This window comes from Desulfofundulus sp. TPOSR (genome assembly GCF_011393055.1).
Taxonomy (GTDB): domain Bacteria; phylum Bacillota; class Desulfotomaculia; order Desulfotomaculales; family Desulfovirgulaceae; genus Desulfofundulus; species Desulfofundulus kuznetsovii.
In genome coordinates, this window is sequence record NZ_JAAOEF010000004.1 from 486,243 (window position 1) to 499,129 (window position 12,887).

13 protein-coding genes are annotated in these 12,887 nt (G+C 56.4%); 1 reads left to right on the forward strand and 12 read right to left on the reverse strand.

Annotated features, from left to right (window positions below; all coding sequences use genetic code 11):
• Positions 1-134: 134 nt before the first annotated feature.
• The 9 genes from G7K71_RS18080 to G7K71_RS18120 all read right to left on the reverse strand — a co-directional run bounded on the left by G7K71_RS18080 (position 135) and on the right by G7K71_RS18120 (position 8,694).
• Positions 135-326, reverse strand: coding sequence for a CooT family nickel-binding protein (locus G7K71_RS18080; protein ID WP_013824306.1), 192 nt, complete (start codon positions 324-326; stop codon positions 135-137).
• A gap of 99 nt (positions 327-425) precedes the next feature.
• Positions 426-1,667 carry a PDZ domain-containing protein gene (locus tag G7K71_RS18085; RefSeq protein WP_166349424.1) on the reverse strand — a complete coding sequence of 414 codons (1,242 nt, stop codon included), beginning with the start codon at positions 1,665-1,667 and terminating at the stop codon, positions 426-428.
• A 21-nt stretch (positions 1,668-1,688) separates the two neighbouring features.
• The gene (locus G7K71_RS18090; protein ID WP_313885027.1) at positions 1,689-2,855 is read right to left on the reverse strand and encodes a S41 family peptidase; all 1,167 of its coding nucleotides are present in this window, start codon (positions 2,853-2,855) and stop codon (positions 1,689-1,691) included.
• Positions 2,856-3,018: 163 nt separating this feature from the next.
• Complete coding sequence (locus G7K71_RS18095) at positions 3,019-4,152, reverse strand: murein hydrolase activator EnvC (protein ID WP_166349426.1); 1,134 nt, start codon at positions 4,150-4,152, stop codon at positions 3,019-3,021.
• 19 nt (positions 4,153-4,171) lie between these two features.
• Positions 4,172-5,059: a permease-like cell division protein FtsX gene (ftsX, locus tag G7K71_RS18100; RefSeq protein WP_166349429.1), complete on the reverse strand. Its 888-nt coding sequence runs from the start codon at positions 5,057-5,059 to the stop codon at positions 4,172-4,174.
• The gene (gene ftsE / locus G7K71_RS18105; RefSeq protein WP_166349632.1) at positions 5,049-5,735 is read right to left on the reverse strand and encodes a cell division ATP-binding protein FtsE; all 687 of its coding nucleotides are present in this window, start codon (positions 5,733-5,735) and stop codon (positions 5,049-5,051) included. The genes ftsX and ftsE overlap by 11 nt, the downstream gene beginning before the upstream one ends.
• A gap of 291 nt (positions 5,736-6,026) precedes the next feature.
• Positions 6,027-6,971, reverse strand: coding sequence for a transketolase family protein (locus tag G7K71_RS18110; protein ID WP_013824312.1), 945 nt, complete (start codon positions 6,969-6,971; stop codon positions 6,027-6,029).
• A 20-nt stretch (positions 6,972-6,991) separates the two neighbouring features.
• A complete protein-coding gene (locus G7K71_RS18115; RefSeq protein WP_013824313.1) occupies positions 6,992-7,810 on the reverse strand; it encodes a transketolase in 819 nt (272 codons plus the stop codon).
• A gap of 41 nt (positions 7,811-7,851) precedes the next feature.
• Positions 7,852-8,694 carry a YitT family protein gene (locus G7K71_RS18120; RefSeq protein ID WP_166349432.1) on the reverse strand — a complete coding sequence of 281 codons (843 nt, stop codon included), beginning with the start codon at positions 8,692-8,694 and terminating at the stop codon, positions 7,852-7,854.
• A gap of 549 nt (positions 8,695-9,243) precedes the next feature.
• Here G7K71_RS18120 and G7K71_RS18125 point away from each other — a divergent pair.
• The gene (locus tag G7K71_RS18125) at positions 9,244-9,720 is read left to right on the forward strand and encodes an HPP family protein (RefSeq protein WP_166349435.1); all 477 of its coding nucleotides are present in this window, start codon (positions 9,244-9,246) and stop codon (positions 9,718-9,720) included.
• Positions 9,721-9,824: 104 nt separating this feature from the next.
• Here the strand turns inward: G7K71_RS18125 and G7K71_RS18130 are convergent, their stop codons facing one another.
• From G7K71_RS18130 to G7K71_RS18140, 3 genes are all read right to left on the reverse strand, one after another.
• Positions 9,825-9,986 (reverse strand): hypothetical protein, encoded by a 162-nt coding sequence (locus G7K71_RS18130; RefSeq protein ID WP_166349438.1) that lies wholly within the window; start codon positions 9,984-9,986, stop codon positions 9,825-9,827.
• 369 nt (positions 9,987-10,355) lie between these two features.
• Positions 10,356-12,056, reverse strand: coding sequence for an IS200/IS605 family accessory protein TnpB-related protein (locus G7K71_RS18135; protein WP_166349441.1), 1,701 nt, complete (start codon positions 12,054-12,056; stop codon positions 10,356-10,358).
• Positions 12,022-12,684, reverse strand: coding sequence for an IS607 family transposase (locus G7K71_RS18140; protein ID WP_166349443.1), 663 nt, complete (start codon positions 12,682-12,684; stop codon positions 12,022-12,024). The genes G7K71_RS18135 and G7K71_RS18140 overlap by 35 nt, the downstream gene beginning before the upstream one ends.
• Between the last annotated feature and the right edge of the window lie 203 nt (positions 12,685-12,887).

Consider the following 12,887-nt stretch of genomic DNA (forward strand, 5'->3'; position numbering starts at 1 on the left):
GTTTCCAGTTTTGTGACAGTATCCATTAAAGACTAAAACCCACACGCCGTTCGCTCCGCTTGCTTCGCCACCAAGGAAAAGGGGCAGGTTTCACTGCCCCTTGCCCCTTTCGCTTTAAGCCTTTGTCATGCTGCTTATTCTTCTTTCTCTAAAATAATGCGGTGATCCACCAGGGCCAGCTCCACAATTTTGGCCTTCACTATTTTGCGCCGCCCGAAGATGTCCTCAAGCAAAATCCCGTCCTCGTGGGGGATCACCCGGTCCACATTTTCTAAAAAGAGTTCTTCCTTACCATCTTTACGCAGGTAAGCATTTGCTTCACACATGCGTTTCACCACCTTTTTTCATAAACGATTATAGCCCCGGCTTCCGGCATGTGTCAACGGCAAATTATATCCGGTTTCGAGGGCAGTACTGCAGAAAGATCAACGCCTGATGCGCCGCCAGAAGTCCTGCCACCAGCGCCCCAGGGGGCCGGCGGTGGAGAGGTCCATGACGGCTTCCTCACTGCCGTCGGGTACGGGTACAAAACCAAAGGGCCGGCCCGGAGCCCGGAACACCACCTCCCGGTGAAAGACCTGCTCCGGCCCGCGCAGGAACTGCACCTCCACCGGACCCCAAACGTTGGCCAGAACCATCTCCAGCTCGGGGCGGGAATTTACCTGGTGCTGGTTCAGGAACAACACCACATCCCCCGAGCGAATCCCCGCCCGCCAGGCCGGACTGTCCTGTACCACATCCAGCACCCCCACCCCCCGGGTCGGGGGTACAAAAAGGGGGCGCCGTAAAAATTCCATTTTTTTGCCGGTATAGATAACCATTTCATGTCCCAGGGGGGAAAAGAGGGCGGCCAGAAATGCCAGACCGCGGACATACTGGGACAGTACTGCCAGGAGGAGCAGGCAGAGGCTGTAGGCGCCCAGAAAAAGGGCTGAAAGGCGGCTCTTCTCTCCCGGACTGCGGGAAACGGCCAGGTCCCCGTAACCGAGCCCGGCCACCACCGGGATGAGGGTGTAGACCAGATCCTTCGCATCACCGTTAACTCCCGGTTTGAGCAGGGGCCACCAATCGGGCATGGCCACCCCCTGCTGTACCGCCGCCGGACCGACCACAGCCAGGGCAACAATGGGAATGGGCCAGAAACGCTGTAAAGTAAACCCACCGATCACCCGCCCGGCGGGCGATTTAAAGTAAACCGGCACGGCTCCCAGGTGGCCGCTGGCCAGAATCAACGCGCTTTCCACCAGGTGTAAAATGGCCACCAGGGCCAGCACCTGGGCGATGTGTACTTCCGGAAAGCCGAAAAGGAGATTGCTGAGCGACAGCACCCCCCCGGCATAGGCAAAACAGAGAAACCGGGCATTGATCAACATTAATAAAATGGCCACCGGCCAGAGATAAATCAGGCCGGAACCTGTAAGGGAAAGTCCGATCAGCACCATGAGGAAACTGCCCAGAAAGCCGCCCAGAAGGCCGTACCCCGTGGCGGCCAGAGTGTCACGCCACACCCCGCCAGCACCCGGCAGGCCGAAAAATTCCCTCCTGACGGCGGCCATGCGCCGGTACTGCAGGGCCACCAGCAGCACCACCACCCAGAACAGGGGGTCGAAAAACACAGTGGCCAGGGTGGCAATCATTGCCGGTAATATCTGGCTAAAGGGGAACATTTCTTCACCACTCTTTCCACGTCAAGCTGCCCTGGCCATCTCGCTTTCCAGGATTTCGATGGCCCGTTCCAGCTGCAGATCCACTTCCGCCTGGGGCTCCTGTTCCACCACCACATCCGGAGTAATCCCTTTTTTATGGATGTCGTGGCGCGAGGGGGTCAGGTAACGGGCCGTGGTTAGTTTCAGACCGGCACCGTTGTCCAGATCAAAAACCGTTTGCACAATGCCCTTGCCGAAGGTTTTCTCTCCCACCAGGATACCCGCCCTGGTGTCTTTTACCGCCCCGGCCAGAATCTCAGCCGCACTGGCGCTGGCCCGGTTAATGAGCACCACCAGAGGGAGGTTGAGGTTTTTCCCTTCCGAGGAATATGTTTCCTCCCGACCGGAACGATACTGGATGTAAACCACCGGCCCCCGGGGTATAAAGTAGCTGGCCACCTTTACTGCCGAGCGCAGCTCACCCCCCGGATTGTTGCGCAAGTCCAGGAGAACTGCCCGCATTCCTTCTTTTTTCAACCGGGAAATGGTGGCCTCCAGTTCTTCCGGCGTTTTTTCGGTAAACTGGGTCAGGGAAATATAGCCGATTCCTTTGCCCGGTATCATTTTACCTTCTACGGTGGGTACGCTAATCTCCTCCCGGACCAGATTTACATCCCAGGGTTGAGGCACTCCCTTGCGAGCGATAGTTAACTTGACTTTCGTGCCCGCCGGCCCGCGCATCATGCTCACGGCCGTATCCAGGTCCATCCCCCGGGCATCCCGGTCGTCGATGCGAATAATCACGTCCCCCTGTTTAATCCCGGCCCGGTAGGCCGGCGTACCCTGGTAGGACCGCACCACCGTCAGGTGTTCCTCTTTAATGCCCACCAGAATGCCCAGACCGCCAAAACTCCCCCGGATTTGCTCCTGCAAGCGGGCATATTCCCCGGGGTCCAGGTAAACCGAATAGGGATCGTTCAGAGATTTGACCAGGCCGCGAATGGCCCCGTCAATAAGCGTAGTGGCGCTCACCGGTTCCAGGTACCTGGTGCGGACCAGATGAATAACCTCCAGCAGGGTCCCCAGGTGCTTATAGTTACTGGCCAGCATGCCTCCAAAAGCCACGATAATTAAAAAAACCACGACGCTTAAGGCAGCCAGCCAGCGGACCCATCTGCTTCCCGTCCGGTGATAATTTGTCGTGCCCACCTTCACACCCACCTGCCTTATCTTTCCTGTACACACGTATTATACTACAACAACGCCGGGGTAATTACAACAGTTGCCGGACAAATGAACCGGAAGGGAGCCAGCCCGGAAAAAACAATAAACCGCGGTTCCGGAATATCCGGAATCGCGGCAGGGATCAAAATTACAAATAACCCATGGGATTCACCGGCGAACCGTTGACCATGACGGCAAAGTGCAGGTGGGGACCGGTGGACATTCCCGTGCTACCCACCCGGGCAATGGTTTGCCCCTTGTCCACCTCCTGGCCGACAGAAACCAGCTGGGCCGAAAGGTGGGCGTAAAGGGTGGTTATGCCACCGCCGTGATCGAGCATGACCATATTGCCGTAGCCGCTCATGTAGCCGACGTAAATGACCGTTCCTTCCTGGGCGGCCACTACCGGCGTACCCGTGGGAGCCGGGATATCAATGCCGTTATGCATGCGCACATAACCCAGAATGGGGTGGCGGCGGGAGCCAAACCCCGAGGAAATGGACGAGTAACCGGGTACCGGCCAGGTCATCACACCGCTGCCCCGGGGCGCCGAGGGGTGGCTGCGGGCCCTTTCCAGGGCGATCTGCCGCAAAATTTCCTGCTCCTGGGCCTTTAACCTTTCCGCCTCTTCCTCGTGACGGCTCAATTCTTGCTGCGCCTGGGCCAGCAGCACCTTTTGCTGCCTTTGCTGTTCCACCAGCTGCTGCCGGGCGGCCTGCTGCTGCCGCATCAAAGCTATTATGCGGTCCCGCCGCTCCTCCAGCCGGGCCTTCTTTTCGGCCACTTCCTGGCGCCGGGCCGTAAAATCGTCCACTATGGCCGCATCCCGGGCCACCACCCGTTTTAATAACTCGTAGCGGTTGATAAAATCGCTGAAATCCCGGGCGGCCAGCAGAACTTCCAGGTAGTTGATTTCTCCCCACTGGTATATTTCCCGCAGGCGCTGTTTCATCACCTGGCGGCTTTCTTCCAGCTTTGCTTCAGCCTCGGCCAATTCCTGCCGGGCGCGGTTAACCTCCCGCAGGGCCACCTGCAGGTTTTCATCCAGTTCACGGATGCGCTGTTCCGTAGCCGCGATGGCCCGCTCCGATTCGGCCACCCGGTCCGCGTAGCCGCGCACTTCCTGTTTTGACGCCCGCACTTTTTGTTGTTCCTGGTAGAGCTTTTGCCTGGTCTCCTGCAGCTTTTCCTGCAAGCTGGCCCCCTGAGCCATGCCCATTCCGGCCCCGAAGAGGGCCAGAACCAGCCCCAGAGCCACGATCTTGCCGGTAAGACCGTTCAAACCATCTCCCCCCAAAAAACTAAACATTTAAAAACCGGTGAATGGATATGGTACTGCCCAGGGCACCTATAAACAGCCCCAGCCCCACCAGGCCCGCCAGAAGGCTGAACAGGACCCGCCCGTCGGAAACCAGGGGGATGAAGGGCATGGCCCGGGCCATATGTTCCACCAGCGATAAATACCCGGTGTACACCAGCGCTGCCGCCAGCAGGGAACCCAGCAGCCCCAGGACCATTCCCTCAATTAAAAAGGGAAAACGCACAAACCAGTTGGTGGCCCCCAGGTACTTCATAATCCCGATTTCCCGCCGGCGGGCAAACACCGAGAGGCGAATGGTGGTGGAAATTAAAAATACCGCCGCCGTACCTACCAGGATCATGGCTCCTATTCCGGCCACCCGCACCCAGTGCGTCACCACCACCAACCTCTCCACCACGCCCTGGCCGTAGCGCACATCCTCCACCCCGTCCATGGAGGCAACCTTCCGGGCCACTTCCACCACCTGATCTGCCCGCCGCGTTTTAATCCGGAAGGTGTCGGGCAGGGGGTTATCCCCCTCCAGGCCGTCCAAAATCTCTTTGCGCGGGCCGAAGCTGCGGCGCATTTCCTCCAGGGCTTCTTCTTTGGAAATAAACCGCACCTGTACCACGCCGGGAAGGAAGCGGATTTTATCGTTTAACTCCCGGATTTCTTCCTGTTTGAGGCCATCCTTTAAAAAAGCGCTGATTTCCAGACTGGATTCCAGTTGATCCGCGAGCCGGTCCGTATTCACCACCAGCAGCAGGGAACAACCCAAAATAAGCAGGGATATGGTCACCGTGCCCACCGCGGCCAGGGACAGCCAGCTGTTCCGGAAGATAGATAAAAAAGCCTCCCGGAAATAGTAGACGAAGGTTCTAATCCTCATGGCGGTACCCTCCGCATTCCTCGTCCCGCACAATACGCCCGGATTCCAGGGCCACCACCCGCTTTCTCATGGCATCCACAATTTCCCGGGCGTGGGTAACCATAAGGATGGTGGTTCCGTTATTGTTTATTTTTTGAAACAGTTCCATCAGCCCCCAGGAAGTTTCCGGGTCCAGATTGCCGGTGGGCTCGTCGGCAATGAGCAGTACGGGGTTGTTCACAATGGCCCGGGCAATACCCACCCGCTGCTGTTCCCCGCCGGAAAGCTGCGCAGGCAACACTTTGGCCTTACCCTCCAGACCAACCAGCTTGAGCACTTCCGGAACACGCCTTTTAATCTCCCGGGAGGAGGCTCCGGTTACCTCCAGGGCAAAGGCCACGTTCTCAAAAACCGTCTTCTGGGGCAGCAAACGGAAATCCTGAAATACCATCCCTATCTTGCGGCGCAGGTAGGGTATTTCCCGGGAGCGAAGGCGGGCCACGTTCCTGCCGTTAAACAGGACCTGCCCCCGGGTGGGCAACTCTTCCCGGAAAATCAGCTTGGTCAGGGTGGACTTGCCCGCTCCGCTGGGGCCTACCAGAAAGAGAAACTCACCCTTTCTAATGTGCAGGTTCACATTATCCAGGGCTTTAACCCCGTTGGGGTAGATTTTAGTCACACCGTAAAAACGGATCATTACCGCCACCTCAGTTACGTCGCAAACCATGCTGCACAGGCTTTTACAGGTAAATTCAGTGATCCCGCCATGGTGCCGCGTTGTCACGCGCTGACAGCGCCGCATCCTCCCCCTAATAACGCTCGGCTCAAGTCGTCCGCCAACGAACCAAAGCAGGGGCTTTAAAAAATTGGGGATACTTCAGCTTTTTTGTATACACTTCGACAGGCTCTCCAGAAATCCTCTTAAAAAACCAGAAAAAAGCAGACAACCCCTCCCGGAAAGAGAGGGGGTTGTATGAAGTGCAATATTTTACCTCCTGCCTTTCTTTGTTACTGCCTCCCGCACTCTGGCCGCCAGGTGCGCGGCAGTGAGACCGTATTTTTCCAGCAATTCCCCGGGCTTGCCCGATTCGCCAAAAACATCGGGTACGCCCACCCGGTAGACGGGCACGGGATGGCAGGCACAGACGGCCTCCGCTACCGCCCCGCCCAGGCCGCCGATGACGGAATGCTCCTCGGCGGTAACGATGACCCCCGTCTCGCGGGCGGCCGCAATCACCGCCTCCTCATCCAGCGGCTTGATGGTGTGCATGTTGACCACCCGCACCCCTATACCCTCCTGCTCCAGCAGGCCGGCGGCTTCCAGGGCGGCGGCCACCATAACCCCGGTGGCGATGATGGTGGCGTCATTGCCTTCCCGCATGGTTACCGCCCGGCCGGGCTCGAAATGAAAATCGTCCCCGTGCAATACGGGCACCCCCGGACGCCCCAGGCGGATGTAAACCGGGCCCTGGATTTGCGCCGCCGCCCGCACCGCCGCCCGGGTTTCCACCGCATCGGCGGGAACGAGCACGGTCATGTTGGGCAGGGACCGCATCAGGGCGATGTCTTCCACCGACTGGTGGGAACCGCCGTCCTCCCCCACGGTGACGCCGGCGTGACTGGCGGCAATCTTGACGTTGAGCCGCGAGTAGGCCACGCTGTTGCGAATTATCTCAAAGGCACGGCCGGTGGCAAAAATGGCAAAGGTGCTGCAAAAGGGAATTTTTCCGGCCGCAGCCAGGCCGGCGGCCGTCCCAATCATGTTCTGTTCGGCTATACCCATATCGAAAAAGCGTTCCGGGAAGTGTTTGGCAAACTCGATGGTTTTGGTGGACTTGGCCAGGTCTGCGTCCAGCACAACCACGTCGGGATTTTCCCGCCCCAACTCCACCAGAGCCTCTCCGTAGGCATCCCGGGTGGCAATCTTTTTCATTTAAATCAATACCCCCTTTTTTAAGCCAGCTCGGCCAGGGCCCGCTCCACTTCCTCGGGTTTGGGGGCCACACCGTGCCATTCCACCATGTTCTCCATAAAGGATACTCCCTTGCCCTTTACCGTTTCGGCCACGATCATCTGGGGTTTGTCCCGCACGGCCCGGGCCTTTTCCACCGCCTGGAGAATTCCTTTCATGTTGTGGCCGTCAATCACCTGCACGTACCAGCCAAAGGCGCGCCATTTCTCGGCCACCGGTTCCACGGACATAACTTTGGAAACGGGCCCGTCAATCTGCAGGCCATTGTAATCCAGAAAGGCGGTCACGTTGTCCAGCCGGTAGTGGGCCGCCGCCATGGCCGCCTCCCAGACCATCCCTTCCTGAATCTCCCCATCGCCCAGAAGAACGTAAACGCGGTAATCCCGGCCGTCCAGCCTGGCCGCCAGGGCCATCCCGTTGGCAGCAGACAACCCCTGCCCCAGGGAGCCGGTGGAGAGCTCCACTCCCGGCAATTTTTTCATGTCCGGGTGCCCCTGCAGGGGACTGCCCAGGCGGCGCAGGGAGAGGAGTTCCTCCACAGGGAAAAATCCCCTTTCCGCCAGGGCCGCATAAAGCACCGGCGCAGCATGCCCCTTGGAAAGGACAAAGCGGTCCCGGCCGGGCCAGCGGGGATTCTGGGGGTCAATGCGCATTACCTCGAAGTAGAGGGCGGTGACAATATCGGCACTGGACAAAGAACCGCCGGGATGGCCCGAACCGGCGGCGCCGGTCATGCGGATTATGTGCCGGCGGATTTCCCGGGCCTTCTCTTCCAGCCTTTTAATTTTTTCCCCATCCATCTTGAACACTCCCTGGACAAAAATTTTTATGTTAAATAAAATCATGATTCCCGCCACTGTTTGAATCCTTCTCCCAGCACTTCGTGCACGTCGGCCAGGATGACAAAGGCCTCCCGGTCCACCTTGTAGATCAGATCCTTTAAACGGGTCACCTCGGAGCGGTTCACCACCACCAGCAGGACATCCCTCTCCATACCGGTGTACATTCCCCGGCCCTTTAAGGCGGTGGCGCCGCGGTTGAGCTCCCGCAGCACCGCGGCCGCAATTTCATCCTTCTTTTGGGAAATGATGAAAAAGGCCTTGGTGTAGCTGATCCCCTCCTGCACCAGGTCGATAAGCCAGGCGGTAACAAAAATGGTGATCAGGGCGTACATGGCCAGCTCCCAGGAGTTAAAAGTAAACCCTGCAATAAGCACTACTATGCCGTCCACCAGGAAAAGGAGCTGGCCCACGTTGGCACCGGTGTAGGTGCGCAAAACAGCGGCGGCCAGGTCTGTGCCGCCGGTAGTGCCCCGGTAGCGAAAAACCAGACCCAGCCCCAGGCCGGTGAGCACCCCGCCGAAAATGCTGGCCAGCAGGGGATCGTGGGTGGGCACGGGGAGATAGGGAGCCAGCGCGTCCACCACCAGGGACAGGCTGATGGTGCCGTAAAGGGAGCGAAAGCCAAATTTCAGACCCAGCCGGTAAATGCCCATGGCAAAAAGGGGGACGTTTAACGCCAGCATGGTCATCCCCACGGGAGCACCGGTGAGGTAGTGGAAGACTGTAGCCAGGCCGCTTACTCCCCCGGCGGCAATCTTATTTGGCACCAGGAAGAGATCCAGCCCAAGGGCGGTAAGGACCACCCCCAGCGTTACTCCCAAAAATTCGCTAAAAATGGCCATGGGAGAACTACCATCTCCAGTAAAAATGAAATAGGGCCGGTTTAACGCCAGAACAGACCAGGATTATGTTAACCAGAATAAGGCGGCCCTATCAAAAACACAGGATATAATTATTCTCACTCTGGCAACAGAATCCTGCATGGAGCAACAAAAAGTTCAGGGTTTTTCAGGATTTCCTCCCTTGCTCACGAACCTGTTGCCGGCTGTCTCAGGTAAATTCTGGGTCGTAAGTGCGGATACCTTAAATGGAGGCGGGAAATATAGACTGAGGATCCCCCGAACTTTCCCCCTGTTGTAAAGATTGCGCGCTTTGATCATAAAAACACCTCCCGGCAGTAGGTTGGCCTGCCAGAGAGGTTATTATTTGTTGTTCTTAAAGTTCCTGGTTTCTTAAAGCAAAAGTTTCGCCAATCTTTGTGAAATTTTCGCCTTTTCTTCATCCAGCGCCGGGCGTTAAAAACAACGATTCGGCCCCGGGTTGTTGAAAGGTTTAATCAATAAGGTTTATTATTCTATTGCCTATCAACAATCAGACAAGGGGGGAATAAAATGCCCGAACGGCTGGCCAAGCACATTATGGTCCCCATTTCTAACTACGCCACCGTTAATGCTGACGACAGTTTTAAGCATGCCCTGGAGGTGTTTGGAAACGCCATCCCCAGGGGTTACCGCACTTTAATCGTTCTGGATGATCATGGCAACATAGTGGGCTTTTTAACTACCAGAACAATCTTGAAGGCTCTGGCTGCCTATGGCGTTGAAGAAGACATCTGGTCTACGGACAGTTTGGGAACCTTCTTTGTGCGCATTGAAAGGGAGCGGCTAAAGAATACAAAGGTTAAAAAGGTAATGCGGCCCGTCGTACAGGTTTTTGTTGACGAAAACACCCCTATTCAAGAAGTGGCACGCGTTATTCTAGCCAACCAGGTAAACCATATTCCCGTTCTCAACAAGGAACGCAAGGTCGTGGGGGTTGTCCGGACGATAGATATACTTGATGTCCTGGCCAACTTTTTAAAAAATTAGTGCTTCCCCGTTCGGAAGCACCCTGAATAAAATCTCCACGCGTTAACCGGCGGGTCTTCCCGCCCGGAATGGTGTCCCCGGCTCCACGATATTTTCCGGCGGCTTTACGCCAGTCGAAAAACACTTACCGCCACATTCAGGTCTTCCGCCCGCCTGGCCAGCTCCTGCGCCAACTGGGATGTCTGCTGAACGGCGTTTTCAGTGTCCTGGGCGGCGCCGCTGAGCTGCTGGCTGCTCTTGCTGAACTGCTCGACAATCCGGGCCATATCGCGGGTGGCCTTTTTGTTTATTTTTAATGGTTGCCGGCTTATAAAATTTGCCTCTCTTCCAGCGCTCCCTGGTTCAAAATACTTAACAATTCCTGATACATTGTACCATTTCTTGTTAAGCGGCCTCCCCATGACCAGGCTTTCGCTCCTTTCCGGACTGGATTTGCCCGCCCCTGGGAGCAGACTGCAGCGACAGGGAGACCTCGGCCCCGGGAGTCACACCCGGACGGGAGATGGAAAAATCCTGCTCCAGACGGGCGCAAGGACGCGAGGCCTTTACGTGGACCGCCTGGAGGGAGGTTAACTCCGCCCCCCGCGACCTGTTAGGTACGGCCTACCGGTTTGTCCGATACCGGCTAAACGGGGTCACCTACTCAGCAAAAACAGCTCCTTTAAGTCGTGCCAGATAGAATAAAATGATTCCTGCTTGTAACGGGTCAGCCCGTTGTGGACAAGAATCTTTCCGTCCAGCCGCTTGAAGAGCCGCTTCACCTTTCGGGTCATCCCTCTTCCTTCCCCAGGTAAGGAATCCACCTTTCGGTTCAGCTTTTCTTTGACGGCTTGAACTTTTTGCTTCAACTCGTTGGTAATACGCTCTCTAAAGCCTATCGCACGCCGGGCAATAACCAATGCAGCGGCGTGGTGGACAATTACCCCGTACCGCTCCATGTACTTGTAATAGCCGATGGTGGACGTGTGCGCCGGCCTGACCGGCTTTACTCCAATACCTTCCTTGAATGCCCTCCGCATGACGGCCTCGATTATCTTCTTAAACGGAAAGTTGGCCGCCATGCGGTTGAATTTCTTGTTGGTATCCAGCCGGTCTTTCCCGAAGTCCAGGTCCTCCAACGCGATGGGCTTGCCCAGAGCTTTTGCTGTGTCCACCACCACTTTGGCCAGCACGCCAATTAAGTATGTGCGCCGGTACCCGCGACTATAAGCAAGTTCCGGTATCTTGATGTACAGAAAACCGTTCGGGTGTACCGTCACCTGAAATTCCCCGGCAAATTTGTGCAGGGCCTTCGGATGTGGTACAGTGAATCCTTCCGGCCAGGGTTCCGGATGGCCGAAATAACCGACGTTGGCCAGAGCCACACCGTCCGGGTTGGTGTCCATCCCCAGATAGCCCCGGTTGGGATTGGTCACCGGTTCAGGTGTTGTTATGGCGAAGGAAATATGCATCCTGTACCGGCCGTCCCTGCCCCTGAGCAGTTCCACAGTGTAGGGCGCGCTCGAAAGGAGCAACTCCCACACCTTCAACCGGTGCTTCTCCGGCAGCCAGAGCTTCCCCGTTACCCGGGGTGCCCTGGTCATCACCGGCCTGCCCTTCTTGTCCGTCCCTTTCTGTTCGGACAGGTGAGAAATGGTTACTGACAGGGAAAAATCCCCGTTTCGATAGCTTATCTTGATATTCGGATTGCCGCCTTTGGTTTCGTCGCCGCGGGCAAAAAGCCGGTTCTGCCGGACTTGCCGCCACTCTTCTCTCGAAACCCGGCCTTTACAGATCCCCTTCCACAAAGAACGGCCCCCAAAGACTACGGCGGGTATGGTGCCGTTACTTTGATGGGTTTTCAGCTCATCCAGCTTCGTCTTCAGTTTTTTGACCCGCGCTTTGCGGCCGTGTACGGCGCGTTTAGCTTTCTCGATTTTTACCGGGTCGTTTGCTTCAACCGCTTTGCCCAGGCCTTTTTCCGCCCAGCCGAGTTTCTTCCTGGCACGGGCCAGCTTCGTTTCCGTTTCCTCAACTTCCAAAACCAGCAGTTCTCGCTGTGATTCAATAATGGCCTTTGCCTTCAATATGGCATCGTCACAAAAACGGGAGTTTATGCCAAATAACTTCTGGCCTTCTTTTTTAAGCTCTTCACGGGAACGGCCTTCCTGCAGCCGGTTGAACGCCCAGCGGGTACAAGCACAAAAAAGGCGCATTTCCGTGGCCAGAGGGTCTTCTTCCCTTCTGGCCCACTTTAAATTGCGTCCGGCCGGATATACTTCTGGAAACCATTCGCCGCATACGGTATATTTTATGCCGTCTTCAGGATTGATCGGTTTCTTTTTCTGCTTCTTCATCCCGTGTTACTCCCGCTATCAGTTCCCGAAACCCCTGCCTGACCTTCTTGCCCCCCCTGGCGCCGTACAAACGGGTCGAAAAGGTCGTGACTATGGCCAAAAGGTCCCGGACCAGCTCGGAATTGACGTCCTCCGGCTCTTTTTCCGCTATGGCGATTATCTCCACACCGCAGTATTTCAGGTGCCGTTCAAGGTACGAATAACCAAACCGGGCCAGCCGGTCGGGATATTCGATAATGAGCTTCTTATACTCGCCCTGCTCGGCCAGCTTGAGTACATTTGTTAAACCGCGACGCTTCTGGTTTAAGCCGCTGGCTACGTCCGTGAATTCTGCCCTGACGGTAAAACCGTTTTCCCGGGCGTAATGCCGCAACCGTTCCATTTGCCGGTCCAGGTTGCCCGCGTCGGCCTGCTTTTTTGTGGATACCCGGGCATAAAGCACGACTGCTTCCTGCCCGTCAGTCAACTGGCCCGACTGCAGGAGCCTGTTGAGTTCGTCCATAGAGTACCGGCGCTGGCCCCCGGGCAAACGGACGGGCTTGATTAAGCCGCGCTTTTCCCAGTTGCGCAGGCTGTTGGGATGAACGCCTAATTTTTTTGCTGCTTTGCTGATGGTTAATAGTTCCATAACTTTATGGTAGCTGTTTTGTCATGTTTTGTCAATATTTGTTGGCCTGTTGGTAGCTGCTACAAACCTTCTTTCTTTTAGTCTTTATCATTGATTTTTTGCGGCAGCCACGGATGACCGGTATAAAATTCAATAAAATCACCCGCCCAACCGGCAACCCGGCCATTACCTCCCAAAGATTTGTCTTCTCTTTGCAGGTTTAG

Bases quoted from the DNA above. Each gene is read 5' to 3' on its own strand.
- G7K71_RS18125 (WP_166349435.1), top strand. From the start codon at position 9,244: ATGCCCGAACGGCTGGCCAAGCACATTATGGTCCCCATTTCTAACTAC.
- G7K71_RS18140 (WP_166349443.1), bottom strand. From the start codon at position 12,684: ATGGAACTATTAACCATCAGCAAAGCAGCAAAAAAATTAGGCGTTCAT.
- G7K71_RS18130 (WP_166349438.1), bottom strand. From the start codon at position 9,986: ATGGCCCGGATTGTCGAGCAGTTCAGCAAGAGCAGCCAGCAGCTCAGC.
- G7K71_RS18080 (WP_013824306.1), bottom strand. From the start codon at position 326: ATGTGTGAAGCAAATGCTTACCTGCGTAAAGATGGTAAGGAAGAACTC.
- G7K71_RS18135 (WP_166349441.1), bottom strand. From the start codon at position 12,056: ATGAAGAAGCAGAAAAAGAAACCGATCAATCCTGAAGACGGCATAAAA.
- G7K71_RS18110 (WP_013824312.1), bottom strand. From the start codon at position 6,971: ATGAAAAAGATTGCCACCCGGGATGCCTACGGAGAGGCTCTGGTGGAG.
- ftsX (WP_166349429.1), bottom strand. From the start codon at position 5,059: ATGAGGATTAGAACCTTCGTCTACTATTTCCGGGAGGCTTTTTTATCT.
- G7K71_RS18115 (WP_013824313.1), bottom strand. From the start codon at position 7,810: ATGGATGGGGAAAAAATTAAAAGGCTGGAAGAGAAGGCCCGGGAAATC.
- G7K71_RS18085 (WP_166349424.1), bottom strand. From the start codon at position 1,667: ATGTTCCCCTTTAGCCAGATATTACCGGCAATGATTGCCACCCTGGCC.
- G7K71_RS18120 (WP_166349432.1), bottom strand. From the start codon at position 8,694: ATGGCCATTTTTAGCGAATTTTTGGGAGTAACGCTGGGGGTGGTCCTT.
- ftsE (WP_166349632.1), bottom strand. From the start codon at position 5,735: ATGATCCGTTTTTACGGTGTGACTAAAATCTACCCCAACGGGGTTAAA.